This is a genomic window from Sagittula sp. MA-2 (assembly GCF_030126985.1).
Taxonomy (GTDB): Bacteria; Pseudomonadota; Alphaproteobacteria; order Rhodobacterales; family Rhodobacteraceae; genus Sagittula.
In genome coordinates this window covers 276,959-303,018 of the sequence record NZ_CP126145.1, presented here as the reverse complement: position 1 = coordinate 303,018, position 26,060 = coordinate 276,959, and the positions used below count along the sequence as shown (strand labels likewise).

At 66.5% G+C, this 26,060-nt stretch carries 28 protein-coding genes; 13 read left to right on the top strand and 15 right to left on the bottom strand.

What is annotated here, in order from left to right; all coding sequences use genetic code 11:
• Nucleotides 1-50: 50 nt before the first annotated feature.
• Together QNI11_RS01465 and QNI11_RS01460 are read right to left on the bottom strand one after the other, a co-directional pair.
• Entirely contained in the window at nt 51-590 is a 540-nt protein-coding gene (locus QNI11_RS01465; RefSeq protein ID WP_254698360.1) for a tetratricopeptide repeat protein, read from the bottom strand.
• A gap of 30 nt (nt 591-620) precedes the next feature.
• Nucleotides 621-1,076: an Lrp/AsnC family transcriptional regulator gene (locus QNI11_RS01460; protein ID WP_100928146.1), complete on the bottom strand. Its 456-nt coding sequence runs from the start codon at nt 1,074-1,076 to the stop codon at nt 621-623.
• A 142-nt stretch (nt 1,077-1,218) separates the two neighbouring features.
• On the opposite strand from QNI11_RS01460, the gene putA reads away from it, so the two are divergent.
• From putA to QNI11_RS01445, 3 genes are all read left to right on the top strand, one after another.
• Nucleotides 1,219-4,674: a bifunctional proline dehydrogenase/L-glutamate gamma-semialdehyde dehydrogenase PutA gene (putA, locus tag QNI11_RS01455; RefSeq protein WP_283982065.1), complete on the top strand. Its 3,456-nt coding sequence runs from the start codon at nt 1,219-1,221 to the stop codon at nt 4,672-4,674.
• Nucleotides 4,675-4,968: 294 nt separating this feature from the next.
• Nucleotides 4,969-5,712 carry a rhomboid family intramembrane serine protease gene (locus tag QNI11_RS01450; protein ID WP_283982064.1) on the top strand — a complete coding sequence of 248 codons (744 nt, stop codon included), beginning with the start codon at nt 4,969-4,971 and terminating at the stop codon, nt 5,710-5,712.
• Nucleotides 5,709-6,083, top strand: coding sequence for a GFA family protein (locus QNI11_RS01445; RefSeq protein WP_100928149.1), 375 nt, complete (start codon nt 5,709-5,711; stop codon nt 6,081-6,083). Before QNI11_RS01450 ends, QNI11_RS01445 begins: the two co-directional genes overlap by 4 nt.
• Before the next feature lie 33 nt (nt 6,084-6,116).
• Here QNI11_RS01445 and QNI11_RS01440 read toward each other — a convergent pair whose 3' ends face one another.
• On the bottom strand, nt 6,117-6,506 hold the full coding sequence (locus QNI11_RS01440) for a hypothetical protein (protein WP_283982063.1): 390 nt from the start codon (nt 6,504-6,506) through the stop codon (nt 6,117-6,119).
• 423 nt (nt 6,507-6,929) lie between these two features.
• On the opposite strand from QNI11_RS01440, the gene QNI11_RS01435 reads away from it, so the two are divergent.
• Nucleotides 6,930-7,337, top strand: a complete 408-nt coding sequence (locus tag QNI11_RS01435) for a hypothetical protein (protein WP_283982062.1) — start codon at nt 6,930-6,932, stop codon at nt 7,335-7,337.
• Nucleotides 7,338-7,355: 18 nt separating this feature from the next.
• Here the strand turns inward: QNI11_RS01435 and QNI11_RS01430 are convergent, their stop codons facing one another.
• The 4 genes from QNI11_RS01430 to QNI11_RS01415 all read right to left on the bottom strand — a co-directional run bounded on the left by QNI11_RS01430 (nt 7,356) and on the right by QNI11_RS01415 (nt 10,709).
• Nucleotides 7,356-8,147, bottom strand: a complete 792-nt coding sequence (locus tag QNI11_RS01430) for an inositol monophosphatase family protein (protein ID WP_283982061.1) — start codon at nt 8,145-8,147, stop codon at nt 7,356-7,358.
• Between the two features lie 83 nt (nt 8,148-8,230).
• On the bottom strand, nt 8,231-8,551 hold the full coding sequence (locus QNI11_RS01425; RefSeq protein WP_100928153.1) for a hypothetical protein: 321 nt from the start codon (nt 8,549-8,551) through the stop codon (nt 8,231-8,233).
• A gap of 542 nt (nt 8,552-9,093) precedes the next feature.
• Nucleotides 9,094-9,492 carry a hypothetical protein gene (locus tag QNI11_RS01420; RefSeq protein WP_100928154.1) on the bottom strand — a complete coding sequence of 133 codons (399 nt, stop codon included), beginning with the start codon at nt 9,490-9,492 and terminating at the stop codon, nt 9,094-9,096.
• Nucleotides 9,492-10,709: a pyridoxal phosphate-dependent aminotransferase gene (locus QNI11_RS01415; RefSeq protein ID WP_283982060.1), complete on the bottom strand. Its 1,218-nt coding sequence runs from the start codon at nt 10,707-10,709 to the stop codon at nt 9,492-9,494. Before QNI11_RS01415 ends, QNI11_RS01420 begins: the two co-directional genes overlap by 1 nt.
• 87 nt (nt 10,710-10,796) lie before the next feature.
• Here QNI11_RS01415 and QNI11_RS01410 point away from each other — a divergent pair, with 87 nt between their 5' ends.
• Nucleotides 10,797-11,189, top strand: a complete 393-nt coding sequence (locus QNI11_RS01410) for a helix-turn-helix domain-containing protein (RefSeq protein ID WP_283982059.1) — start codon at nt 10,797-10,799, stop codon at nt 11,187-11,189.
• 50 nt (nt 11,190-11,239) lie between these two features.
• Nucleotides 11,240-11,461: a succinate dehydrogenase assembly factor 2 gene (locus QNI11_RS01405; RefSeq protein WP_100930866.1), complete on the top strand. Its 222-nt coding sequence runs from the start codon at nt 11,240-11,242 to the stop codon at nt 11,459-11,461.
• A 75-nt stretch (nt 11,462-11,536) separates the two neighbouring features.
• Here QNI11_RS01405 and QNI11_RS01400 read toward each other — a convergent pair whose 3' ends face one another.
• Both QNI11_RS01400 and QNI11_RS01395 read right to left on the bottom strand, forming a co-directional pair.
• A complete protein-coding gene (locus QNI11_RS01400) occupies nt 11,537-13,021 on the bottom strand; it encodes an inorganic phosphate transporter (protein WP_283982058.1) in 1,485 nt (494 codons plus the stop codon).
• A gap of 96 nt (nt 13,022-13,117) precedes the next feature.
• Nucleotides 13,118-13,600: an NUDIX hydrolase gene (locus tag QNI11_RS01395; RefSeq protein ID WP_100928158.1), complete on the bottom strand. Its 483-nt coding sequence runs from the start codon at nt 13,598-13,600 to the stop codon at nt 13,118-13,120.
• A 219-nt stretch (nt 13,601-13,819) separates the two neighbouring features.
• Here QNI11_RS01395 and QNI11_RS01390 point away from each other — a divergent pair, with 219 nt between their 5' ends.
• The gene (locus QNI11_RS01390; protein ID WP_198521836.1) at nt 13,820-14,317 is read left to right on the top strand and encodes a MarR family winged helix-turn-helix transcriptional regulator; all 498 of its coding nucleotides are present in this window, start codon (nt 13,820-13,822) and stop codon (nt 14,315-14,317) included.
• 252 nt (nt 14,318-14,569) lie between these two features.
• Here QNI11_RS01390 and QNI11_RS01385 read toward each other — a convergent pair whose 3' ends face one another.
• From QNI11_RS01385 to QNI11_RS01365, 5 genes are all read right to left on the bottom strand, one after another.
• On the bottom strand, nt 14,570-15,247 hold the full coding sequence (locus tag QNI11_RS01385; RefSeq protein WP_283982057.1) for a DUF1194 domain-containing protein: 678 nt from the start codon (nt 15,245-15,247) through the stop codon (nt 14,570-14,572).
• Nucleotides 15,244-15,960 (bottom strand): DUF1194 domain-containing protein, encoded by a 717-nt coding sequence (locus QNI11_RS01380; protein ID WP_254698361.1) that lies wholly within the window; start codon nt 15,958-15,960, stop codon nt 15,244-15,246. Before QNI11_RS01380 ends, QNI11_RS01385 begins: the two co-directional genes overlap by 4 nt.
• Nucleotides 15,954-16,388 (bottom strand): VOC family protein, encoded by a 435-nt coding sequence (locus QNI11_RS01375; RefSeq protein WP_100928161.1) that lies wholly within the window; start codon nt 16,386-16,388, stop codon nt 15,954-15,956. The genes QNI11_RS01380 and QNI11_RS01375 overlap by 7 nt, the downstream gene beginning before the upstream one ends.
• Nucleotides 16,389-16,457: 69 nt before the next feature.
• Nucleotides 16,458-17,837 carry a M48 family metallopeptidase gene (locus tag QNI11_RS01370; protein ID WP_283982056.1) on the bottom strand — a complete coding sequence of 460 codons (1,380 nt, stop codon included), beginning with the start codon at nt 17,835-17,837 and terminating at the stop codon, nt 16,458-16,460.
• A gap of 4 nt (nt 17,838-17,841) precedes the next feature.
• Nucleotides 17,842-18,912 carry a hypothetical protein gene (locus QNI11_RS01365; protein WP_100928163.1) on the bottom strand — a complete coding sequence of 357 codons (1,071 nt, stop codon included), beginning with the start codon at nt 18,910-18,912 and terminating at the stop codon, nt 17,842-17,844.
• Nucleotides 18,913-19,136: 224 nt separating this feature from the next.
• Between QNI11_RS01365 and QNI11_RS01360 the strand changes: the two genes are divergently transcribed.
• The 6 genes from QNI11_RS01360 (at nt 19,137) to QNI11_RS01335 (ending at nt 24,874) form a co-directional block, all read left to right on the top strand.
• Nucleotides 19,137-19,928, top strand: a complete 792-nt coding sequence (locus QNI11_RS01360) for a thymidylate synthase (RefSeq protein ID WP_283982055.1) — start codon at nt 19,137-19,139, stop codon at nt 19,926-19,928.
• A gap of 11 nt (nt 19,929-19,939) precedes the next feature.
• On the top strand, nt 19,940-20,413 hold the full coding sequence (locus QNI11_RS01355) for a dihydrofolate reductase (RefSeq protein WP_283982054.1): 474 nt from the start codon (nt 19,940-19,942) through the stop codon (nt 20,411-20,413).
• 30 nt (nt 20,414-20,443) lie between these two features.
• Entirely contained in the window at nt 20,444-21,577 is a 1,134-nt protein-coding gene (locus tag QNI11_RS01350) for a YaaC family protein (protein ID WP_283982053.1), read from the top strand.
• Nucleotides 21,578-22,104: 527 nt separating this feature from the next.
• Nucleotides 22,105-22,479: a hypothetical protein gene (locus QNI11_RS01345; protein ID WP_283982052.1), complete on the top strand. Its 375-nt coding sequence runs from the start codon at nt 22,105-22,107 to the stop codon at nt 22,477-22,479.
• 140 nt (nt 22,480-22,619) lie between these two features.
• On the top strand, nt 22,620-24,578 hold the full coding sequence (gene parE / locus QNI11_RS01340; RefSeq protein ID WP_283982051.1) for a DNA topoisomerase IV subunit B: 1,959 nt from the start codon (nt 22,620-22,622) through the stop codon (nt 24,576-24,578).
• Nucleotides 24,575-24,874, top strand: a complete 300-nt coding sequence (locus tag QNI11_RS01335) for a hypothetical protein (RefSeq protein ID WP_283982050.1) — start codon at nt 24,575-24,577, stop codon at nt 24,872-24,874. The genes parE and QNI11_RS01335 overlap by 4 nt, the downstream gene beginning before the upstream one ends.
• A gap of 193 nt (nt 24,875-25,067) precedes the next feature.
• On the opposite strand, the gene QNI11_RS01330 is transcribed toward QNI11_RS01335, so the two are convergent.
• Nucleotides 25,068-26,033 (bottom strand): MYG1 family protein, encoded by a 966-nt coding sequence (locus tag QNI11_RS01330; protein WP_283982049.1) that lies wholly within the window; start codon nt 26,031-26,033, stop codon nt 25,068-25,070.
• Between the last annotated feature and the right edge of the window lie 27 nt (nt 26,034-26,060).

The following is a 26,060-nucleotide window of genomic DNA, read 5'->3' as shown; positions in this document are numbered from 1 at the left end:
TGGCGCGGCAGGGTAAAGATGGGGTTAGCCGGATCCGGGTCGGGCGGGCGTCACAGCTCCTCGCCCGGCTCCTCCTTCAGCAGGCGGCGTTCCACCAGCCACGGGTTGATCTCCAGCGCGGCGCGCAGGGCGGCCTGCCCCTCGTCGTCGCGGCCCAGGGCGATCAGCGTCAGCGCCCGCCCCGACAGCGCCCCGACGTGGCGCGGGTTCAGCTCCAGCGCCCGGTCCAGATCGGGCAGCGCGGCGGCATAATCCTGACGGATGAAGTTGACGAAGGCCCGCTGGTTGTAGCCCTCCGCGTAGAACGGGCAGTAGCTCACCAGCGCGTCGAACCGCTTCAGCGCGCGCACCATGTCGAAACTGGCCCGCGCGCGCATCCCCTCGTCCAGCATCTCCTGGCTCGGCTCGTCGGGCGCGTTGTCCCACAGCAGCCACATCCGGTTGGTGATCCCGCGCGCCGTCATCTCGTCGGGCGCCTGCAGCAGTTCCTCGTAAAGGGGGTCGATCTCTGCCGAGATGTCCGGCGCCTCAGGGCAGCCGTCGGCCAGCACGGGCGCGGCGGCGAGGCTCATGACAAGTGCAAGTCTCATGACGAAAGAGTGCCAGATCGACACCCTTAATCAAGTCACATCCGTGACAGCCTCGTCCTTGATCGCCTCCATCGCCACGAAGGTGGAGGTCGAGGCAACCCCCGGCAGGACCGAGACCTTCTCGGCCAGCACCTGCCGGTAACTGGGCATGTCGGCGGTGCGCACCTTCAGCAGGTAGTCGAAATTCCCGGCGATCAGGTGCGCCTGCTCGATCTCGGGGATGCGGGCGATCTCCGCGTTGAACTTCGCCAGCGTCGCCTCGCGCGTGTCGATCATCCGCACCTCGACAAAGGCCACATGCGCCAGTCCCAGCCGGATCGGGTCCAGAAGCGCGCGGTAGCCCTGTATGACGCCCGTCTCTTCCAGCTTCTTCAGGCGCGCCTGCACCGGGCTTTTCGACAGGCCGACCCGGCGGGCCAGCTCGGTCACGGAAATCCGCGCTTCGGCCGCGAGCTCCCGCAGGATCGCCCGGTCGAAACGATCCATTTCCCCAAATTCCTTCTGCACTTCATTCTGCACTGGATGTGCCCCTTTTTTCAGTCCGAACGGTGTGCGCTCGTGCCTTCAACAGTCGGATCACCTGCAATCCCACCCGTATACTAGCCCCAACTTTGCTTTGAGGCATGACATGAATCACCCTGACCTGCGCACCCGCATCGATACGCTCACCTACGCATCGGAACAGACCGCGCTGGAGGCGCTGCGCGAGCGCGCCGAACTTTCCGCAGCCGACCGCACCGCCATCTCGCGCGATGCGGCGAAACTGGTGCGCGACATCCGGTCCAGCACCCGTCCCGGACTGATGGAGGTCTTCCTCGCCGAATACGGCCTGTCGACCGAAGAGGGTGTCGCGCTGATGTGCCTCGCCGAGGCGCTGCTGCGCGTTCCCGACGCCGAAACCGTCGACGCGCTGATCGAGGACAAGATCGCGCCCTCCGACTGGTCGAAGCACATGGGCCATTCGACCTCGCCGCTGGTCAACGCCTCCACTTGGGCGCTGGCGCTGACCGGCAGGGTGCTCGACGACGAGGTGCACCCCGGCCCCGTCGGCCACCTGCGCAACGCCATCCGCCGCCTGGGCGAGCCGGTGATCCGCACCGCCGTCGGCCGCGCCATGAAGGAGATGGGCAGCCAGTTCGTGCTGGGCGAAACCATCGAGGCGGCGATGAAGCGCGGCTCGAAGATGGAGGCCAAGGGCTACACCTATTCCTACGACATGCTGGGCGAGGCCGCCCGGACGGAGAAGGACGCCTCCCGCTACCACCTCGCCTATTCGAAGGCGATCTCGGCCATCTCCAACGCCGCCACTCACGGCGACATCCGCAAGAACCCCGGCATCTCGGTCAAGCTTTCGGCGCTGCACCCGCGCTACGACGAGCTTCAGGCCGACACCGCGCTGAACACGCTGGTGCCCCGGCTGACGGCGCTCTGCGGTCTGGCGAAAAGCGCGGGCATCGGCCTGAACATCGACGCGGAAGAGGCCGACCGCCTGTCGCTCTCGCTCGACGTGATCGAACAGACCCTCAGCCAACCCGCGCTGAAGGGCTGGGACGGCTTCGGCGTCGTGGTGCAGGCCTACGGCCAGCGCGCGGGCGCGGTGATCGACTGGCTGCACGGGCTGGCCGAGCGGCTGAACCGCAAGATCATGGTCCGTCTCGTGAAGGGCGCCTACTGGGATTCGGAGATCAAGAAGGCGCAGGTCATGGGCCTCGACGCCTTCCCGGTCTTCACCTCGAAGGCCGCGACCGATGTCTCCTACATCGCCAACGCCCGCCGCCTTCTGGGCTACACCGACCGCATCTACCCGCAATTCGCCACCCACAACGCCCACACCGCCGCCGCCATCCTGCATATGGCCGGTGACATGAAGGTGTCGAAGGAGGCCTTCGAATTCCAGCGCCTGCACGGCATGGGCGAGACGCTGCACGCCCTCGTCAAGGAGCAGAACGGCACCGGCTGCCGGATCTACGCCCCCGTGGGCGCGCACCGCGACCTCTTGGCCTACCTCGTCCGCCGCCTGCTGGAGAACGGCGCGAACTCCTCCTTCGTGAACCAGATCGTCGACGAGGACGTGCCGCCGGAAACCGTCGCCGCCGACCCGTTCGAGGCGGTGCAGACCAACACCCTGCCGACCGGGCGCGACCTCTTCCCCGGGCGCGAGAACTCCAAGGGCTTCGACCTCCGGCACCGGCCGACCATGGCGCGCATCGACGCCGCCCGCGATGCCTTTGCCACCCACCGCTGGAAGGGCGCGCCGCTTGTCGCCTGCGACGCCGCCGCCGGTCCGCGTGAAGAACGGACGAACCCCGCGATCCCCTCCGACATCGTGGGCTCCGTCACCTGGGCCACCGCCGAACAGGCCACCGCCGCCGCCGCTGCCGCGCAGCCCTGGGACGCCCCCGCGGCAGAGCGTGCGCGCATCCTGAACGCCGCCGCCGACCTCTACGAAGCGCACTTCGGCGAACTCTTCGCCCTGCTGCACCGCGAGGCCGGCAAGACGCTGCTGGACGCCGTGGCCGAACTGCGCGAGGCGGTCGACTTCCTGCGCTACTACGCCACCCAGGCCGAGGGCGGCGCCCCGCGCGGCACCTTCGCCTGCATCTCGCCGTGGAACTTCCCGCTGGCGATCTTCACCGGGCAGCTCTCTGCCGCGCTGGCCGCCGGGAACGCCGTTCTGGCCAAGCCCGCCGAACAGACGCCGCTGGTCGCATGGCGCGCCACCCAGCTCCTGCACGAGGCCGGCGTGCCCGCGACCGCCCTGCAGCTCCTGCCCGGCGCCGGTGACGTGGGCGCCGCGCTCACCTCCTGCCCGGACGTGGACGGCGTGGCCTTCACCGGCTCGACCGAGACCGCGCAGGCGATCCACCGCGCCATGGCCGAAAACCTCGCCCCCGGCGCACCGCTGATCGCCGAAACCGGCGGCCTGAACGCGATGATCGTCGACTCCACCGCGCTGCCGGAACAGGCCGTCGCCGCCATCGTCGAATCCGCCTTCCAGTCTGCCGGTCAGCGCTGCTCTGCCCTGCGCTGCCTCTACGTGCAGGAGGACATCGCCGAGGACTTCCTCAGGATGCTCACCGGCGCGATGGACGTGCTGGTGATGGGCAACCCGTGGGACCCGGCCACCGACGCGGGCCCGGTCATCGACGAGGAGGCCGCCGAGGGCATCCGCAGCTACGTCGCCAAGGCCCGCAAGGAAGGCCGCGTGCTGAAGGAACTCGACGCGCCAACGCCCGGCCACTTCGTCGCCCCCGCCCTGCTGCGCGTGCCCGGCATCAAGGCGATGGAGCGCGAGATCTTCGGCCCGGTCCTGCACGTCGCCACCTTCGGCTCCGAAGAGCTGGACCGCGTGATCGCCGACATCAACGCCACCGGCTACGGGCTGACCTTCGGCCTGATGACCCGGATCGACGACCGCGTGCAGCACGTGACCGAGGCGGTCCACGCCGGCAACATCTACGTCAACCGCAACCAGATCGGCGCCATCGTGGGCAGCCAGCCCTTCGGCGGCGAAGGCCTCTCCGGCACCGGCCCCAAGGCGGGCGGCCCGCACTACCTCGCCCGCTTCCGCGCCCAACCTGCCGAGTCCCCCGCCGAGACGCAGGAGGCGAAGGCCCCCGGCAGCGCGCTCCCCGCGACGGAGGCCGGCCTCGCCCAGAGCCTGACCCGCGCCACGGTCGAGGCAACGCCGGTGCCGCACCGCACCGTCCTGCCCGGCCCCACGGGCGAGGCCAACCAGCTCACCTGCCTGCCGCGTCCCCCGGTCCTCTGCCTCGGTCCCGGCCACAAGGCAGCAGAGGCGCAAGCCCAGGCGATCCGCGCCCTGGGCGGCATCGCCCACCCGGTGACGGGCAAGGTGGCGCCGGACCTGCTGGCCACGCTCGACGGCTTCTCCGGCGCGCTGTGGTGGGGCGACGAGAGCACCGCCCGCGCCTTCCGCAAGGCGCTGGCCGCGCGCAAGGGCCCGATCCTGCCGCTGATCACCGGCATGCCCGACGCCGCCCACGCGCTGACGGAGCGCCACGTCTGCGTCGACACCACGGCGGCAGGCGGCAACACGGCCCTGCTGGCCGGCCACGCCTGATCCGGAAACACACCGCCCCGCCCTGCGCAGCATGCCGTAGGGCGGGGCTCCGCGCCGCCTGACCGGCGCTATGGGGCGCGCGGGCGGCGCAAAGCCCCGCCCTACCAAAACGCGCAAGTCCCCTGACCGGACCGCGATGACCAAAGGACGGCGCCGCCCCCGCACAGGCCCGAGCGGAACGCCCCGCAGGGCGGGGCTCTGCGCCGCCCTCCCGCGCTCACCAAGTCGCGTCGATGACTCAGTCCCCGACCGCCTCCTCTGGACGCCGCCCCGCGCCGGGAATACGGTCCGGGCATGTTCCCGATCCGCGATCACAACCCTTCGGGCCGGACGCCCTTCGTCACCTACACGCTGGTCGCGATCAACACGGTCGTGTTCCTGATGACGCTCGACGCGATCAACGACCTGAACTTCCTCGCCACCTACTCGCTGGTCCCGCGCTTCCTCTCCGAGGGCTTCGGCTATCAGGGGCTTGTCACCTCGATGTTCCTGCACGGCGGCTGGATGCACATTATCGGCAACATGCTCTACCTCTACATCTTCGGCGACAACCTCGAGGACCGCATGGGCCATGTGGCCTTCCTGCTGTTCTACCTCGCCGCGGGGCTGGGCGCCGGGCTGATCCACTACGCCTCCGCCCCCTATTCCAACGTGCCGACCGTGGGCGCATCGGGCGCCATCGCGGGCGTCATGGGCGGCTACCTGCTGCTCTTCCCGCGCGCCCGGGTCGACATCCTGATCTTCATCGTCATCATCATCAAGGTGATCCCGATTCCGGCCTGGGTCGCGCTCTGCCTGTGGTTCGTCATGCAGCTCTTCGGCGGCGTGGGCACCAGCGCCGACGAGGGCGGTGTCGCCTACTGGGCGCACATCGGCGGCTTTGTCATCGGCCTCGTGCTGACCCTGCCCGTCTTCCTGAAACTGGGCGGCCCGCGCTTCTGGCGCCTGCACCACGGCCACCCGCCCCACCCGGAGGCCCGCACCCGCTGGAAGCCGGGTTCTTCCGTCACCCGAGTCCCGAGGATCCGACGCAAATGACCGACCCCGTGAAAGCCACCTGCCACTGCGGCGCCGTGGAACTCTCCGTGACCCTGACAGACGGGTTCGAGACCCGCCGCCGCTGCGACTGCTCCTTCTGCCGCCGCCGCCAGTGCGCCGCCGTCTCTGCCCCCTTGGGCGGAGTCGAGGTGGTCAAAGGCGCCGACAACCTGACGGAATACAGCTTCAACACGCACACGGCGCGGCACTACTTCTGCAAGACCTGCGGCATCTACATGTACCACCGGCGCCGGTCCAACCCGAACGAGTACGGCGTGAACCTCTACTGCATCGAGGGGACGGAGCCGAAGGACTTCGAGCCGGTCCACTGGAACGACGGCGTCAACCACCCCTCCGACCGCGCCACGTAAGCGGCAGACCGCGGCGCGCCACGGCAGGCCGGGTCACATGTCCCGGCCGTCCACCGCGGGCGCCTCTTCCTCCACCGGGCCGGGCGGCTCGGGCTCCTCCGTCACCACGTCGGCCGTGAACGGCGGGTCATTGTCCCCGTTGTCCCGTGGCGGAGGCGGCAGCGGCGGTCCTTCGGGATTGTCGAGATAGTCGCGGATGACCTGTTCGCAGTCGCTGGGCTTCTCGCCGCAGCTGACCTTGGGCCGCCCCGGCAGATCGACGTAATACCACGTCTTGTGCTTGTACAACTTGCTGAAGGTGACGGTGTAGCGCACGCCGTCGATCTCGATCTCGCCGGCCGTGCCCACCTCCGGCTCGCAGCCCGCAGCCAGCAGGCAGGCCAGCATCCCGGCCATGAAAAAACTGAAACCGCGCAACGTCATGACAGGTCAATCTCCTATGCGCACAGGAATTGAAGGAGCGTAGGGCCGCCCTGAAACTGCGGCAAGCGATTCTGTTGACCCAACGTAATGCAGGCTGATGCCCGGAGGTGTCGACGTCGCGAAAGGCCTTGGCAGCCGCGTGACTGCCAGACCTGTCCCCCCCTGCGCCGCCCCGTCAGCAGTATCTGCCGCTCCACGCACCGCATGCCCGAAGTGAGCGGGGCAGACCGCACAGGTCCAGCCTCAGCCGCCCCTCAGGCAGCCGACTGGCCGAACACCCGCCCCGGAAACTTCTTGCCGCAAGGGAAAGTTGCGGCAACACTGGGCCATCTGGCGTGGGTTGTCGTGGCTGACACACGCGCCGGCCCCCGCGGCGCGACGCCGCGAACCGGACACGACCCTTGCCACGGACGGAGAAGACACATGCCCCTGATGCCCTTTGCCCAAGCGCGCGAAACCCTGCTGTCCACCAACTGGGAAATGAAAACGGGCGGAGGTTACACCAACCTGTACTCGAGCACGCGGGCTTCGGCCGATTCACCGGACGGCTATCCGCACATCCACATCAAGTACGATGCCACGCAATTCAAGTATATCGGCGTCACCTACGGAGCGATCGCCAGCATCTTCAACGTCGATCTGGTTGTCGACGGGGTGCTGAAAAACGTCAATCTCTCGACGGTCGAGCTCGAACTGAGCCACGTCAAATCCGCCACGCAGCAACAGCGCGACATGCTCAAGCACGTGCTGTTCTACATCCCGGCGAAAAAGGCACCGACAAAGAACCTCTCCGTCAATGCCAGCCCCGGAGACTGGCCGACCCTCGGATGACCGCCGTGGCCGGGCGGGTCACTCCGCCCGCAGGATCTTTGCGAAGGTGGTGAAGATCTCGTTGTTGGCGCAGAGGATCGCGCCCGACTCCAGCGGCTCCTGGTCCGCGCGCACGCCCTCGACAAGCGCGCCCGCCTCCTTGGCCAGCAGGTAACCCGCGGCGATGTCCCAAATCTGCACCTCGCGCTCCCAGTAGCCGTCGTAGCGGCCCGCCGCCACATAGGCGAGGTCGAGCGACGCGGCACCGAAGCGGCGCACACCCGCGCATTCCGGCATCAGCCGGGCGAGGTCCTTCATCGTGGCAGGCAGGGTCCGCTTGGTGCCGAAGGGCACGCCCGTTGCGAACAGCGCCTCCACCATGCGGCGGCGGCCCGAGACGCGCAGCCGCTTGCTGTCGTTCAGCCAGGCGCCCGCGCCGCGCTCCGCATAGAACATCTCGTCCTTGGCGGCGTCGAAGACCACTGCGGACACGATCTGGCCCTTGTGCTCCAGCGCGATGGAGATCGCCCAGTGCGGCAGGCCGTGCAGGAAATTCGTCGTGCCGTCCAGCGGGTCGACGATCCAGCGGCGCGTCGGGTCCTGCCCCGGCTCCTCGCCGCCCTCCTCGGCCAGCCAGCCGTAGGTCGGGCGCGCGCCCATCAGCTCTTCCTTGAGGATGCGCTCCGCCTCGATGTCGGCCTTCGAGACGAAGTCCCCGGCGCCCTTCATCGACACCTGCAGGTTCTCCACCTCGCGGAAGTCCTTCACGAGCGACCGTCCCGCCTTGCGCGCGGCCTTCATCATGATGTTGAGATTCGCGCTGCCCTGCATGGGTCGGCCTCCGGCGTTCGCACAAAAGAAATCAGGCCGCGGCTATACGCGGCCTGACACGCAATGCCAAGGGTCCTTGCGGATCAGCGGTAAACCACACCCTTGTCGCCCGGCACGGCGACGCCCTTCACGCCCACCGGCGCATAGGTGCGCGGCGACGGCTTGCGGTAGACCTTGCCCGGGCGGTCGACGTAGGGACCGGCGTTCGGGGTGCCGCAGCAGATCACGCCACCGACCGACACCGGCTGAAGACCGGCGGGGCAGTAGTTCGGCGCGTTGTAGGTGTGGACCAGCATGTTGGAATTGGGGTTGTTGGTCGGATCCCCCATATACATGTCGCCCCAGGCAAAGGCAGCGGTGCCCGAAAGCGCAAATGCGGCAGCCGCCGCGAGAATGAGTTTCATAATGTCCCCCTTGGTGACGTCGGAATGGTGACTCGCAGAATTCCCCAGAGAAGGCTAGCAATCCCTGTGGGCAAGTCAATTTTTTACTGTCTTGTCGGTGGAAACGCCGGGAATTGTTTCCTGTATCGAACCAGTTCGATTGCAACGGCATCCCGGCCGCAAGTCGCCTCCGAAACCGAATGACGACCAAAGGCGGCAACCCCGACTTTCAGGCCAGCCAAAAGCGGTCCCGCACGGGCGGGCAATAATAAGCGGGCAGATCGTTTCCGAACCGGCATCACCTGGCGGGCATCGCATGCCCCCGGGACGCCCCCGTCAGTCCTCGCTCAGCAGCAGCGCGCGCACCGCTTCGGGTGCCAGCGGGAACAAGGGTCGCTGAAGGGTGGGAAGACCCGGTGCCAGTGTATCGGCACGTTTTGAAAGGTCGATTGGCATGGCTGCCACTTAGAGCATGAATTGTGGCAGGAAAAGGGCACCCGCCGTCCGGCGCACCGCCATTCCGGCGAAAGACCGCCGAAATGAACGCGATACGGGCGGATTGATCAGGTTTTCATCACCCGGTCCGCCTTCTTTCGGACAAGAACGCTGCGCAGATCGTGCATCGCCAGCAACAGCGCATCCGTCACCTCTTCGAGCTGGTCGTCGCTGGCCTTCGACTGCACCCATTGCGTCGTGGTGTTCAGGTAGTCGACGCAGCGGTGGATGTCGTCGATGTCGCGCATCGCCAGCAGCGCCTTGCGCGACGCCATCCAGCGGCGCATCTCGGCCAGGTCGTCCTCCGACAGGGTGGCGTCGCCGTGCGGCTTGATCTCGTTGCGGTTCAGGTTCAGCACCGCGATCTGGTCCATCTCGATCCGGCGCTGGCGGTTCTCGGTATCGACGCGGAACACGGCCGCGCCGTTGTCGCGCACCCGGTAGTAGAAGGCGGGAAGATCGGCCATCAGTTGCCCTCCCCGTCTTTCAACCCCTCGCAGAACCGGCGGATACGCACGCAAGCCTCTGTCAGCATCTCGTCCGAAGCGGCATAGCTGACGCGGAAATAGGGGCTGAGCCCGAAGGCCGACCCGAAGACGACGGCCACGCCCTCCTCTTCCAGGAGCGCGGTACAGAACGCCTCGTCGTCGGCGATCGGCGTCCCGGCCTTGGACACCTTGCCGATGCACTCCGCGACCGAGGGGTAGACGTAGAACGCCCCCTCCGGCACCGCGCAGGTGATCCCCGGGCAGGCGTTCAGCCCCTCGACCACAAGATCGCGCCGCCGCTTGAACGCCGCCGACCGCTCCGCCAGGAAGTCCTGCGGGCCGTTCAGTGCCTCCACCGCGGCCCACTGGCTGATCGAACAGGGGTTGGTCGTCGACTGCCCCTGGATCTTGCGCATGGCGGCGATCAGGTGCTCCGGCCCGCCGGCATAGCCGATCCGCCAGCCGGTCATCGCGTAGGCCTTCGACACGCCGTTGCAGGTCAGCGTCCGGTCATAGAGACCCGGCTCCACCTGTGCGGGGGTGACGAACTCGAACCCGTCGTAGGCCAGGTGTTCGTACATGTCGTCGGTCATCACCCAGACATGGGGATGGCGCATCAGAACGTCGGTCAGCGCCTTCAGCTCGTCCCGCGTATAGCCCGCGCCCGTGGGGTTCGACGGCGAGTTGAAGATGAACCACTTGGTCTTCGGCGTGATCGCGGCCTCCAGCGCCTCCGGCGTGATCTTGAAGCCAAGCTGCCGCTCGCCCTCCACGATCACCGGCTCGCCGCCCCCCAGCCGCACGATGTCGGGATAGCTGACCCAGAAGGGCGCGGGGATCACCACCTCGTCGCCCGGGTTCAGCGTCGCCATCAGCGCGTTGTAAAGCACCTGCTTGCCGCCCGTCGACACGCTGATCTGCGCCGGCGTGTACTCCAGCCCGTTTTCGCGGCGGAACTTGGCGCAGACCGCCTCCTTCAGCTCGGGGATCCCGTCCGGTGCGGTGTATTTCGTTTTCCCCGCCTCGATTGCCGCAATCGCGGCAGCCTTGATGTTGTCCGGCGTGTCAAAGTCCGGCTCGCCGGCGCCGAGGCTGATGATGTCGCGGCCCTGCGCCTTCAGGTCTCGGGCCAGTTGCGTCACGGCAACCGTCGGAGAGGGTTTCACCCTCGAAAGCGTCTCGGACAGGAAAGGCATGGGGAACTCGTCGGTTTGTCTTTGGGAACGGGGTATCATAGGGTTCACTCATACCCCGATCAGGCGGTTGCGCAAGGGAGCTTACACATGCAGGACACGGACTGGTACGGCCCGGACGTCGCCACTCTGGGCGACAGGCTGGCGGCCGCCCGCGAGGCACAGGGCATGTCTCAGGAGACGCTGGCCAAGAATCTCGGGGTCAAGCTGAACACGCTGGAAAAGTGGGAGGACGACATGTCCGAACCCCGCGCCAACAAGCTCAGCATGATGGCGGGCATCCTGAACGTGTCGATGGTCTGGCTGATCACCGGAGAGGGCGAAGGCGTCGGCAACCCGGAAGACGAGACGCCGCTCAGCGCCGACCTCTCCGAGATCCTGTCCGAGATGCGCACGCTGCGGATGCAGATCAAGGCGCGCACCGACAAGCTCGGCCAGCTCGAAAAGCGCCTGCGCCAGGCGCTGAAGGAGTCGGCGCTGTGACCGAACAGGCGACCCGCGAACCGCACGACATCCGCCTGAAACGGCTGACCATGCGCTCCATGCGGCGCGGCACGAAGGAGATGGACATCCTCCTGATGCGTTTCGCCGAGGCGCGCCTGGCGACGATGGAGCCGGAGGCCCTCGACGCCTACGAGGCGCTGCTCGACGAGAACGACCAGGACCTCTACCAGTGGATCTCCGGCCAGCGTCCCGCCCCTGCGGCACACGCCCCCCTCGTCGCCGAGATCGCAAGCGTCGCCGGGAACGGCTGACCCCCTGCGGGGCCGGGCACATAGCGCCGGCCCCCTCGCTTGCCCTCCAAGGCGGACGGCAAAGCCCGCCGGGCCTCAGGCCACCATCGCCCGGATGCTCCAGAAGATCACCATCGACAGCAGTGCCGCCGCCGGGACCGTCACGATCCAGGCCGCCGCGATGGTCATGAAGTGCGCCCGCCGCACCAGCTTGCGCCGCCGCCGTTCCTCGGGCGAATAGCGCGCGCGTTCCGGCATCGCCATGCGCGCCTTGCGCAGCCGCCGCTCCGCGTCCCACTCGCGGAAAAACCCCACGCCGAACACCGCGCCCACCGCGATGTGGGTGGAGCTGACCGGCAGCCCCAGCCAGCTTGCCACGATCACCGTGATCGCCGCCGACAGCGCCACGCAGTACGCGCGCATCGGGTTCAGCTTGGTGATCTCCGACCCGACGATCCGGATCAGCCGCGGACCGAACAGGAACAGCCCGAACGAGATCCCGAAGGCGCCGATCAGCATGACCCAGAACGGGATGCCGAAACCTTCGGTGAAATGGCCGGACCGCGCCGCCTCGACGATGGCGGCCAGCGGACCAACCGCGTTGGCCACGTCGTTGGCGCCATGCGCAAAGGACAGCAGCGCCGCCGACACGATCAGCGGCACGCCGAACAGCACCTTCAGCGACTTGTTGCGGTTCTCCAGCCCTTCTGACTGGCGGCGCACCACCGGGATCATCACCAGCCAGATCAGCGCCCCCATCGCCAGCCCCAGCAACAGCGCCGTGGGCAGGCCGATCTCCACCAGGTGCTTCAGCCCCTTCATGGCGAGGTAGGCGGCAAAGGCCCCCGCCATGATCCCCACCAGCACCGGCACCCAAAGCCGGGCGGCGGCGATCTTGTCCTCGCGGTAGATGATGCGCGACTTGATGAACCACAGGCACCCGGCGGCGATCAGACCGCCCATCAGCGGCGAGATCACCCAGCTTGCCGCGATCATCCCCATGGTGCCCCAGCCCACCGCGCCGAAACCCGCCGCGGCGATGCCCGCGCCCATCACTCCCCCGACCACCGAATGCGTGGTCGAGACCGGCGCGCCGATCCAGGTGGCCAGGTTCACCCACAGCGCCGACGACAGCAGCGCCGCCATCATCGCCCAGATGAACACGTCGACCGAGCCCATGCTCGTCGGCGCGATGATCCCCTTGGCGATGGTCGACACCACGTCGCCGCCCGCCAGGAGCGCACCCGCGCTCTCGAACACCGCGGCGATGGCGATGGCGCCGCCCATGGTCAGGGCATTGGCGCCCACCGCCGGTCCCATGTTGTTGGCAACGTCGTTCGCGCCGATGTTCAGCGCCATGTAGGCACCAAAGACCGAGGCGATGACAATCGTCACCGCATGGCCCGACCCGCCGAACAGCAGCGCCGCCAGAAGCGCGGCAAAGACCACGAAGACCAGCGCGATGCCGATCCCCGCCACGGGTTTCGCCACGTAGGCGGTGGCGAGTTCCAGCATCTGGACGCGGCCAAGGTCGCGGTCCAGCGTCTCAAGGTGCTTCGGGTGATGATCGTTTCCAGCCAAGTGCCGCCCCTCCCGTCGGGTCTTTCGCACCGGTCCGGCGCGCAATTCGGGGGTGTTTATGGGGTCGGGACGCCGAATTCAATCGGCCGGGGGCTTTCAGCGCAGAACGGGCGCCTCGGCGCGGAAATCGCGCAGCAGGTCCTTCAGGCCCGGCTCGTTCACCATGTCGGCGGCTTCTTCCGGGTTGACCCAGACCCGCCGACGCTGCGTGACCTCCGGGTAGTCGTCCAAGAGTTCCGCGACCTCCACCGCATAGACCAGCGTGCGGACCGGGATGCTCCAGTCGCCGGGCAGCGTCTTGCCGTAGACGAATTCGCCCAAGGGCGACTTCGACGCGCGGCCGGCGCGCACGCCCGCCTCTTCCCAAGCCTCGCGCATGGCAGAGCCAGCCGAGTCCAGCCCCTTGATCGGCCATCCCTTCGGCAGGACCCACCGTCCGGTGTCGCGGCTGGTGATCAGCAGGATCTGCGTGCGGTCCCCGTGCCCACGGTAACAAAGCGCCGCGAACTGAAGACGTTCGGGACGTTTGTAGAGCGGAGCGACATAGTCGCCCCAGAAGTGCCGGAACTGCTCTATCACGCGAAAGGGTCGCCTGTTTTTTCTCAAGTGACCGTTTCTAGCGCCTTTTTCCACAAAATGCAAATCCGCCCCCGGAAGGCGGCGCTGCGGCGCCGGCACAATGCCTATTAACCAAGCCACGAATATCGCTCGAATTTTCCGGGGTTTCACGACTGTTTAACCCGATATTTGCGTTTTTCCCGGAAAGCTGCCGTCAATCATAACAGGCGGAGAAAATCTATGAGCATACATTCGTCCATGGACAAGGGCCCCCAGCAGGGCTTCATGGCGAGCTACCTCGATGCGCTGAGCCTGGTGGAACGTCTCCACCGGCTGCTTCTGGACGTCATCAAGGATGAGTTCGAACGACTTGGGATCATCGACGTGAACGCGGTGCAGGCGCTTTTGCTGTTCAACATCGGTGAAAACGAGGTGACGGCAGGCGAGCTGAAGACCCGGGGCTACTACCAGGGCTCCAACGTCAGCTACAACCTCAAGAAACTGGTGGAGATGGGCTACATGCACCACCAGCGGTGCGAGATCGACCGCCGTTCGGTGCGCGTCCGTCTCACCCAGCGCGGGCGGGAAATCCGGAACATCGTGTCCGAACTCTTTGCCCGCCACGCCGAGGGCCTCCAGACAAAGGCGGTCATCTCTATCGACGGCATGGACGAGATCACCTCGGCCCTGCGGCGTGTCGAACGCTACTGGACGGATCAGATCCGCTACATCTACTGAGCCCGCGCCCCGACGCGCCCCGGCCAGAACGGCCAGGCTCACCCCTTTCGGCACCCGCCCTCCGGACGCAGCGCACCAGCGCCCCTCCGACAACCGATGCCACGGTCGAAATGGCCCCTCCCGACAGTTCAGGACAAGACGCGCGCGCCCTTTGAAGGCGCTTTTTCCTTGCGTTTCATGGCCATGCCGAATGCGTCGTTCCGTGACTGACGGACGTGCTGCCCGCCCGAGCGCTGCGCCAGTCGCCGCCCCCTACCGGGCCGAAACCACCAGCACCTGCAATTCGCGCTTCAGTTTGCGGACCATGGCCTCCTCGAAATCGGCGAAACCCGCCGCCGCCTCGACGAAGGCATCGGCGCCCTGCACCACGTAGGCCTCGTAGTAGCCCGCCAGCGCCCCCACGCCGTCCGCCGTGCCCGGCCCGATCACCAGGCCGTTGATCGTGATGGCCTCGGGGCGGACGAACTGCGGGCGCGGCCCGGTGTTCGAGGTGCCGTCGCCCGACACGTCCAGCACCTGCCGCCAGCACCCGGGCTGCTGCGCCAGAAGACCCGCGCCGAACTGCTTGGCCGCGCCGATGGCGGTGGAGGTCTCTCCGCCCACCCGAGCCGTGCCTTCCAGCCGCGCGGCGACCCCCGCCAGCGCTCCCGGCCCGTCCACCGTGGTCCAGGGCACCAGCACCCGCTGCGCCTCCGGCCCGCTCCATTCGTAGACGGCCAGCGCCACCGGCGCCTCCGGCATGGCAAAGAGCGCGCCCTGCACCTCCGGATGCAGCAGCGCCGCCGCCAGCCCGTCCAGTTGCAGCCGGTATTCCGCACCGTCGACCGAGCCGGACACGTCCAGACCCAGCGCAAGCGCCTGCCGGCAGGCCGCCTCCGCCTGCGCGACCCACAGCGAAAGGGCCAGTGCCGCCGCGCCGGCCAGCCTCACCCGGGCCCCTCCTGCCCCGGCCGCGCGGGCAGTTGCAGGCCGCCCACCACGCGGTTCTCGATCTCCCGGTACAGCTTGCGGACCATCGCGCGCTCGTACCCTTCGTACCCCTGCGCGGTCTCGAGGAAGGCATCCGGCCCGTAAAGCACCTCGAACTCGAAATGCTCCACCACGCCCGGATCGGCGCCCAGCACCGCCAGCCCGTTCACCGTCACGCCGTCGAAGGGAAAATGCCGGTAGGCGAGCTGCGGCCCGAAGCCGTCGTTCGTCACCCCGTCGCCCGACACGTCGATCACCCGACGTTCGCAGGCGGGGCCGCGCTCAAGCAGACCGGCGCCGAACCCCAGCGCATAGCCCATCGCCGTGGGAAAGCGCGAATAGGACCGCCGGTGCCCGGAGATGCGCGCCGCCACCTCCGCGATGACGCGGGGCGAGTCCAGCAGCACCCAGTCCTGCACCACGACCGACTGCCGCCGCCCGCTCCATTCGTAGACCGCGATCCAGACGGAGGGCTCCCCCGACAGGATCGCCGCCGTCACGTCCTCGGACATCAGCGCCGCCGCCACCCCGTCGCGCTGCAAAGCGTATTCCCGGGCGTCCACCGAGGACGAGACATCCAGTGCCAGCGCAAGCGCCAGCCGACAGGCCTGCGCCTGCCCCGCGGTGATCGCCACCGCGAGGCAGACACAGAGACTGGCGAGAAGCCTCACCAATGCCCGGTGTTCTCCATGCTGGCCCAGGGCTCCTGCGACGGCAGCGGATCGCCCTGCTGCAAAAGCTCGATGGAAACGTTGTCCGGCGACCGGACAAAGGCCATGTGCCCGTCACGCGGCGGACGGTTGATCGTCACGCCCGCATCCATCAGCGTCTGGCACATCTCGTAAATGTTCGGCACCGTGTAGGCGAGGTGCCCGAAGTGCCGCGAGTCAGAGGGCAGACCCTCGTCGCCGTCCCAGTTGTAGGTCAGCTCCACGTCCGCGTGGCCGTCCGCCATGTCCGGCGGACACATGAAGACCAGCGTGAAGCGGCCCTTCTCGCTTTCGCTGCGGCGGCGCTCCACGAGGCCCAGCAGCTTGTAGAATTCGATCGACTTGTCCAGGTCTTTCACCCGGACCATCGTGTGCAGATACTTGATGCCCACGTCTTCCTCCTTCGTCCCACCTTCGGGCGCACCGGCACTTTCGCAGAAAACGCGCGCCGCGCCAAAAGATCAGAACACAGATTTCAATCCGAACCGCAGATCCGTACTGCGGTTCTCGTAGAGGTTATAATTGGAGTTCCGGTCGGTGAAGGAAACCCCGACTTCGGGGGCGAAGCCGTAATAGTCGAGCTGGGGCAACAGGAGGTCCACGCCGATCCGGCGCTGCCGGTCCTCCCGTGCGGGTCCGTCGGGCGCCCCGATCCACGGCGCATCGTAGTTGTAAACCCCGTAGTCGAAGCTGAGCGTCGGCAGCACACCCGCGACGGGCCGCGCGAAGGCATAGCTGAGACCGACGCTGCCGTCCTGCCGCCCGACGTTGTAGGCGGCAGAGAACGTCTCGCCCACGCCCATGTCCAGCGTCAGGGCGCCATGCTCGAAGCGTTTCGTCAGCGACAGGCCCGCATCGCGGCGCTGCGCATCGCCCACCGGGGAATCCAGCCGCTTCACGTCCTCGAACCCGAGCCGCAGGCCAAGGCCCACGGTCGGGCTCAGCCGCTGGTCCAGCCCGAGGTCGAGCCGCGCGATGTCGGCAATGGGCGCGCCGCCCTGCCACTGTCGCCGCAGGCTCAGATGCGCGCGGCCCAGCCGCCCGCCGTCCTTCGCGATGCCCTCCAGCGTCACGGCACCGCCCAGCACCGCGCTGGTGTAATCGCCCGCCTCGGCGCCCGGCACGTCCTTCGCCTCGTCCGACAGGCGCACCGCCGACCCCTGGGCAAAGCCCGAGAACTGCAGGCGCACCCGCGGCGCCAGCGGCTTGATGTAGCGCATCTGCACGCCCGCGCCGTAGCGCAGCCCTGACAGCGGCGGCGTCACCTTGACCACGCCGCCCGGAACCGGCGTGTCCTCTGTCGGCGCGTTGTTGAGGTTGTCCGACGGCTGCACGAACAGGTCCATCGCGAACCGCCATGGCGTGATGCGGCGCACGTGGCGGAAGTCCTCGACCGCGATCTCCTTCAGCCGGTCGTCGGGGGCAAGCTGCATCGCCCGCCGGAGCCAAAGCTGCGCCACCCCGTTCTGCCCGGCAAAGCTGCGCATCTGCGCCATCATCATCGCCGAATAGAACCGGTCGCGCGGCGTGTCGGAGGTCTGCCAGGCCACCCGCGCGGTTTCCACCGCCGCCTCGCGCTTGCCAAGCTGCCGCAACGCGCGGGCCTTGATGAACAGCGCCGTCTTGTCCTCCGGCGCCCCCAGCAGCACGCCCTGCGACAGGATCAGCGCGTCCTCGGCGCGGCCCGCCATCAGCGCGTTGGCCGCGGCCTGCCGGGCCTCGTCGAGCGTGATGCGCAGGGCGTCGGGCCGCTCGGTCTGGGCCGTGGCCGGGACGGCCAGAACGCCCGCCGTCAGCAGTACGAACAGCCCCCGGCGCAGCAGGCGGGCCGACCCCGTCATGCGCTCAGCGCTTGGCCTGGAAGACCCCGGTCTCCCGCACCTGGTTGTGGGTCAGGATGATCGGCGAGCCGGTGGAGGTGTCGATGCCCACCGGCCCGGTGCCCTCGACAAAGACGATGCCCGCCACTTCCTCGCCGTTCGGACCGGCGAAAAGGCCCGCCCAGTTGCCGGTGGCGGTCTGTGTGTTCGGCGTGGCGCTGGCGATGTTGGTCGTGTCCTTGTCGACGGAATTCGGGATCTGCAGCGTCGCGTCAGAGGAGGTGATCGTCCAGTCGTCGAAGTTGATCTCTGCCGTGGCGAGCGAGATGAAGTCGCCCACGCCGCCCGCCATCTCCGGCACCTCGACACCGTTCAGGTCAAAGAACCGCCGGTCCGCGATGATCCCCTCGACCGCACCCACGTTGTTGAAGTCCTGGATGTCGACCTCGAGCCGCGAGGTGCCCGAGACATACTGCACCACCGTGTTGGTGCCTTCCTCGACGATGGTCCGCACCGCCGCGTACTCGCCCTGGAAGACATAGCTCTGGTTGGCGTTGGGCAGCGATCCGTCGCCGTTCAGGCGCTGCGCCGCCGCACCGCCGAAGCCGTAGCTGACATAGCGGTTGGTGCCCAGGGCGCCGACCTGGCTGTAATCGTCGGGCGAACGCCGGAAGACCGCGAAGAACTCCGTCGTGGGCGATCCCGCCGTGCCCCGGTCGTTCGCGAAGAAGCCGAAGCTCGACCCGCTGGTGGCGTTGATCCGGGTGGAGGCCGTGGCGTTGCGGCGATAGACGTTGTCGTCCCCGTCGAACGGCACGTTGTCCAGCACCAGCTCGCCCGAGGCGGTGTCGTAGCTCATGCCGCTGACCGTCAGGTCGTCGCTGAACTGCCGCGCGTAGACGTCCGGATCGCTGGGATCGGCAGGCGGCGCCGAGGTGTTGTCATCCGTCGCGCACTCCGCCTCGTCCGAGACAAGCGGCTGGTTGCAGGTCCCCACGCCCACGGAATCCGTGCTGGTCAGGGGGCTGCCGCCGCCGCTGGATGAGCACGCCGCAAGCACACCCGCCAGCGCGAGCGCTGCGAAAATCCGGTACATGATGACTGCCTCAGGTCTTGCCTTTTATTTTGCCGACCAACCTGCGGGACCCCTGTGGAAAAGTCAATCTTCACCGCCCCTTGCCCGCCGGTCCCGCGGCAAATGTGCGGCATAATCGTCCCACCCTTGCCCCATTCCCGCGGGACGCACCGCTTTACCCTGCGCGGCACCGGCTATATCTTGCGGCCAACAACGACCCCACCCCCAGAACTGGAGGGATTCCCTTGCACCAGTACCTCGACGCCCTCCGCACTGTCCTCAAGGAAGGCACCGACACCACCGACCGCACCGGCACCGGCACCCGCAGCCACTTCGGCCTGCAGTGCCGCTACCCGCTCGCCGACGGCTTCCCGCTGGTGACCACCAAGAAGCTGCACCTGCGCTCCATCGTGCACGAACTCCTGTGGTTCCTCTCCGGCGACACCAACATCGGCTACCTGAAGGACAACGGCGTCTCGATCTGGGACGAATGGGCGGACGACAACGGCGACCTCGGCCCGGTCTACGGCCACCAGTGGCGCCACTGGCCCTCCCGCAAGGGCGAGATCGACCAGATCGCCACCCTGCTCGACATGATCCGCCACACGCCCGACTCCCGCCGGCTGATCGTCTCCGCCTGGAACCCCGCCGACGTGCCCGACATGGCGCTGCCGCCCTGCCACACGCTCTGGCAGGTGCGCATCGCCGGCGGCAAGCTGCACCTCCAGCTCTACCAGCGCAGCGCCGACATGTTCCTCGGCGTGCCGTTCAACATCGCCTCCTACGCGCTGCTCCAGCACATGATCGCCCATGTCACAGGCTACGAACCGGGCGACTTCATCCACACCATGGGCGACGCGCACATCTACTCGAACCACATGGAGCAGGTGGCCCTCCAGCTCTCCCGCACGCCCCGCCCGCTGCCGACCCTGCGCTTCACCCGCGAGGTCACCGACCTCTTCGACTTCCGCTACGAGGATTTCGCCTTCGACAACTACGACCCCGCGCCCGCCATCAAGGCGCCGGTCGCGGTGTAAGGGGGCCGGACATGATCACCCTCATCGCCGCCCGCGCCCGGAACGGAGCCATCGGCAAGGACAACCAGATCCCCTGGCACATCCCCGAGGACCTCGCCCTCTTCAAGCGCGAGACGCTCGGAGGCGCCATCGTCATGGGCCGCAGGACGTGGGAGTCGCTGCCCTTCAAACCCCTGAAGGACCGCCTGAACATCGTCGTCTCCCGCGACACCACGCTGACCGAGCATGTGGTGCCCAGCGTCGAGGACGCCATCGCCCTGGCGCAATCCCAAGGCTACTTCCGCATCTACGGCATCGGCGGACAGGGCATCTACGAAGCCCTGCTCCCCCTCGCCCACCGCCTGCTGATCACCGAAGTCGACACGGTTGTGGAAGACGCGGATGCTTTCTTCCCGGATGTGGGAGAGGGGTGGAGGGAGGTTTGGCAGATGGAGCTGGTTCGCGAATCGCAAATCAACATCGCAAAAGAGAGATTGCGCAATTAGAGTGAAAGAATATCGCAGATTAATCAGAAATTGAAATATAATATTACTGGATGCCAAATTGTCGGCACTAGTCATTTTCACAGATTCGTTGATGCACGTATATCGAGACTCCTGAATCATGAAACTGTTGCGAACATAATTACTGCGCGGCACGCGCCACCACAAAAGCAAAAGAGGAATGTCCTCAAGCAGGCGAAACAAGCGTCCTATTGTCTCAGCTTAGCGCGCGAGTACAGCAAGACGGCAATACACTCGACGCTTGCGACCAAACCAGTGCTTCTCTACTACTCAATCATGAATTATGCGCTAGCGGAAATACTGGTGAAAAATGATGGAAGCAAATCACTGGACTCCAATCGCGCCGAGCATGCCCACCATGGGTTAGAAATTTCATTTCCGGCTAAATTGCCGTCAAACCTCAGCCTGAAGGAAGCCGCAAGCGCACTCAGGGCAAAGCCACACACAAAACAAAACGGCAGGCGATCAGGAACCTTCAATCTTTGGCACGAAACTTCTAGGGAGACTATAGTCCTGGGGAAGATAATCAGGGAACATACTGAAACATATGGGCCGGTGCTTTCGCCATCCCCAAAACGTTTACCTGAGATAGCCAGCGGTGGCATTTCGCTTTTAGAGTGCCTTCAGTACATGCCATCCCTTACCGCAGAACTTTCGCACGAAGGAATAAACTCAAATTATCTTCGAGGTAGAATATATGCCGAAGTTATCAATGGAAAAGCAGTTACAAACATACTTGTTCACCCCAACAAGTTAGAGATGATTGAAGCGCTCAAGAATTCGATGCATTTCTCCGCTCAACTGATCGAAGACGTCAACGTTGTGGAGTATGACGCAGGATTTAGCATTTCCATAGCAAAGCCCGCGGAGCGCCCTTTCGGCTTCAACCTCCCGATGATAACCTCGCTGACACGCGATGAGCAAAGGTTGTGCTGTACCCACAGCCCCATTAACGAGTTTGGCGCTTTCCTCGCCGCACTATTTATTCTAGGGAATTTATGCCGGTATTTTCCTGATTTATGGTTGGATCACGTTACCGCAAACTCCAGCTTGGCAATCTTTGCAGAAGTACTGTGTGAAGAATTCTACCATCGAGTTCCATGCCTTTTACTGGCGGAACTGACACAACATCTGTTCGTCGAGTGATGTAACCAACGTTCTCGAAACCACTAGGTTTCTCAGAAGCCGCGCCATTGCCGACGCGCGCGGTGGCGAACCGGCCTCGTTCGGGTGCGCTTTATCGTGACACATCCGCAGGACCTCGAAGGTCAACGCCCAGCCTAACCAGATCGCCGCCGCGCCCGGGACATGGGCTCAACCGTATTCCGAGAACCGTAGGGTGCGTGCTCCGCACGCACCATTGTCACAAAGCCGCGCCCGGGACCAAGGCGCACGTGCCGCCTCCATCAGCCACCCACCCGGGCCAAGGCCTTCATCCGGGGCCCCACACGGGCGAAGGCACCCTCCCCAGGCGCCAGGACCTCTTGCCGGACGCCCCTGCCCCCGGCACACTCGCGGCAGACATTTGTCCAGTTCCTTTGCCGGGAAAGCCCGTTTCATGATGCGTGTCCTGACCGCTGCCCTTCTCGCCCTTGCCACGGGGGGCCCATGCCGGATGCGCGGTCTGGGACACGCACGATCCCGGCGCCACCGGGCCGGGCAGCCAGCGGGTGATGATCCGCACCGATCTCGAAGACCTCGGGCCGCTGCTCGCGCAGGCCGCCGGCGCCGCCGCACGGCGGGCGGAGGCGCGGGACCTCGTCTTCGTCGACGTCTTCCTGACCCGCGCGCAGGACATGGTGACGGCCGAGGACCACGGCGAACAGTCGGCCCTCGTGTGGCTGCGCTACAATCCCGGCGGCACGGGCCGCATCCGGGGCACCTTCGAGGTCCGCGCCATCGAGGACCCGAAGGGCCTGACCTACAGCCACGGCATGCTCCTGCGCGGCGACGACTACGCGCTGAAGGCGGACATCCCCGAGGGCCGGGTGGACACCGCCGCCGCCGCCCATCCCGACGCCTACACCACCCCCTGCACCGGCGAATGAGCCCCATATCTGCCGAACCCTGCGGATCTCCTGTGTATAGGTAGTGCCCCGGCGCGGCGTTCCCCTTTCGCCGCCCTGCCGCCTCTGCCATACTGCCCCTCAATCAACAGAACAAACCGAGCACGCGTCGAGGGACATACATGGCAGACGATCTCCTCCACTCCGCAGTCGAACCTGTTTATGACGCCTCCTCCATCGAGGTGCTGGAAGGGCTGGAACCCGTCCGCAAGCGCCCCGGCATGTATATCGGCGGCACGGACGAACGGGCGCTGCACCACATGGTGGCGGAGATCCTCGACAACTCCATGGACGAGGCGGTCGCCGGCCACGCCAACCGGATCGAGGTCACGCTGCGCGCCGACTACGCCGTCGAGATTCGCGACAACGGCCGCGGCATCCCCATCGACCCGCACCCCAAGTTCCCCGGCAAGTCCGCGCTCGAGGTCATCCTCTGCACGCTGCACGCCGGCGGCAAGTTCTCCGGCGACGCCTACGAGACCTCCGGCGGCCTGCATGGCGTCGGCGCCTCCGTGGTCAACGCCCTGTCGGATTCGATGGTCGTGCAGGTGGCCAAGAACAAGGAGCTCTACGAACAGCGCTTCTCCCGCGGGATCCCGCTCGGCCCGGTCGAGAAGGTCGGCGCCGCCCCCAACCGCCGCGGCACCACCACCACCTTCCACGCCGACGAGGAGATCTTCGGCCACCACCGCTTCAAACCCGCCCGCATGTTCAAGATGGTCCGCTCAAAGGCCTACCTCTTCTCGGGCGTGGAAATCCGCTGGAAGTCGGAGATCGACGACAAGGAAACCCCGACGGAGGCGACCTTCCACTTCCCCGGCGGCCTTTCCGACTACCTGACCGAAACGCTGGGCACCGCCAGCACCTACGCCGACGCGCCCTTCGGCGGGGTGGTCGACTTCCGCGAACGCTTCCAGGTGCCGGGCAAGGTCGAATGGGCGATCAACTGGACGCCCTCCCGCGACGGCTTCATCCAGTCCTACTGCAACACCGTCCCCACGCCCGAGGGCGGCACCCACGAGGCCGGCTTCTGGGCCGCGATCCTCAAGGGCATCCGCGCCTACGGCGAGCTGGTCAACAACAAGAAGGCCGCGCAGATCACCCGCGACGACCTGATGACCGGCGGCTGCGCGCTGGTCTCCTGCTTCATCCGCGAACCGGAGTTCGTCGGCCAGACCAAGGACCGCCTCGCCACGACCGAGGCGCAGCGCCTCGTGGAAAACGCCGTCCGCGACCACTTCGACAACTGGCTCGCCTCCGACACGAAGTCCGCAGGCGCCATCCTCGACTTCCTCGTGCTGAGGGCAGAGGAACGCCTCCGCCGCCGGCAGGAGAAGGAGACCGCCCGCAAGTCCGCCACCAAGAAGCTGCGCCTGCCGGGCAAGCTGACCGACTGCACCGCCAAGTCCCGCGAGGGGACGGAGATCTTCATCGTCGAGGGCGACTCGGCCGGCGGCTCCGCCAAGGGCGCCCGCAGCCGCGAAACCCAGGCCCTTCTGCCGCTGAAGGGCAAGATCCTGAACGTGCTCGGCGCCGCCTCCAACAAGCTGACCTCGAACGCCGAGATCCGCGACCTCTGCGAAGCGCTCGGCGTGTCCCTCGGGACGAAGTTCAACATCGACGACCTGCGTTACGAAAAGGTTATCATCATGACGGACGCCGACGTGGACGGCGCCCATATTGCGTCGCTTTTGATGACATTCTTCTTCACCCAGATGCGCCCGCTGATCGACCAGGGCCACCTCTACCTCGCCTGCCCGCCGCTCTACCGGCTGACCCAGGGGGCAAAGCGGCTTTACGTGGCCGACGACGCCTCGAAAGAGGCCGCGCTGGCCAAGGGTCTGGGCGGAAAGGGAAAGATCGATGTGCAACGGTTCAAGGGCCTGGGCGAGATGGATGCCAAGGACCTTAAGGAAACCACGATGGACCCCAACACCCGGACCCTGATCCGCGTGACCATCGACGAGGACGAACCCGGCGAAACCGGCGATCTGGTGGAGCGCCTGATGGGCAAGAAACCGGAACTGCGCTTCCAGTACATCCAGGAAAACGCGCGGTTTGCGGTGGAGCTGGACGTTTGAGTGACGAGTTGACGGGCGAACAGCCGCAATCCACCAGCCTGATAAAGCGTATCATTCGCGGCGCGGCGATCGGCGCAGCCATTTTCGCCATTCTTGCGGTCTCGACACTGCTTTTGACCGCCGGAAAAATCGACGGCGCGATGCCGTCTCAAGAGCAGTATCTGTCCGCTTTTCCAGACCGCGACTACGGCCAGTACGTCATGCGATCCGTAATGCGTCTCATGCCCGAGGCCTTGGTCGTCGGCGCCGTGATCGGAGCAGCCTATCAGCTTATCAGGTGGGCTTTTTCTCGCTGACGAGAAGCCGCGCCCGGCACCCGAGCACAGACCAAGCACCAGCCCCCTACGCATCCGCGATTCGGCGCCGCATCGGAGAGGTTAACAACCGGCCGTTTCGGCCCCCCGAACCGGCCGGGACTCACCATAAGGAATGGTTAACGCGGCATGGTTAACGCACCGTGCCCCGCGTTCAGCGAAGCACAGGCAAGGCCTACTTCGCCGCCGGTTCGAACACCGCGCCAAGGCCCTTGGGCGCGTCCGTCACCGCCTCTGCCACCGCGAGGCGGGCCATTTCCAGCACCGCTTCGCGCGTGTTCGCGACGGCGATGAAGCGGGCGTTGTGGCAGAACTTGGCACCTTTGACGCCGCTTGCCGCCTCCAGCGCGCTGTCGGTCAGACCGGCCCAGCTTTCCGGCAGATCTGCCCGCGATTCAAAGGTGTTAGAGCCTTTTCGGATGGTGTTCAGCGCCCAGTCGCCGTCGCGCGGATGCACGACGAACAGCAGGTGATCGGCGCCCGCTGCCTCGATGGCGCCGCGGAAGGGCATGCCCATGGGCAGCTCCAGCACGCGGGAGGCACCGGCCTCCGCGATGGCGGCCATGACCATCGCCTCTGCCCGCCGTTTGGCCGCCTGGCCGCGCACCGCCGCTTCGACGAAGGCGCGGGCAACCGTTAACGAATCCATGAACGCGCGGTCATCCGCCCCGGGGCCCCGGTCGTCGAACACCGGTTTCAGCGTTTCCAGCAGCACCGGCAGGGTCATCCCCGCCAGCGGCCCGGCGACCGACGGCTCCATCGCGCCGTTGTCCAGAAGGTCCACGGGCAGGACGAATTCCCTGTCGAAACAATGGTGTATCTCGTCCACGTCGGCCTCGGGCACGCCCAGCGCGCGGAGGTAGCCGTGGCCGAAGTGCTTCCAGATCAGACCGAAAGAGCTGTAGGGCGCGCCGTCCTCGCGCTGCGGCACGGGGCGCTGGTGGTGGTCGAAGATGCCCGCCTCGGCGTCGTAGACGCGACCGACATCGTAGACGACCCGCCCGGGCGCCGGAGAGATCCAGTCAACATCCCGTGAGCGCACCAGTTTTGCGTTTGGAAACAAGCGGGTAAGCACCACCGTCGACAGCAGTTCGTCGGCGTGGAAGCCCCCGGAGTGGGTGACGAGATGAGTGGTGTCCATGGCGAGGGTGCTCCGCTAAAGCATTGG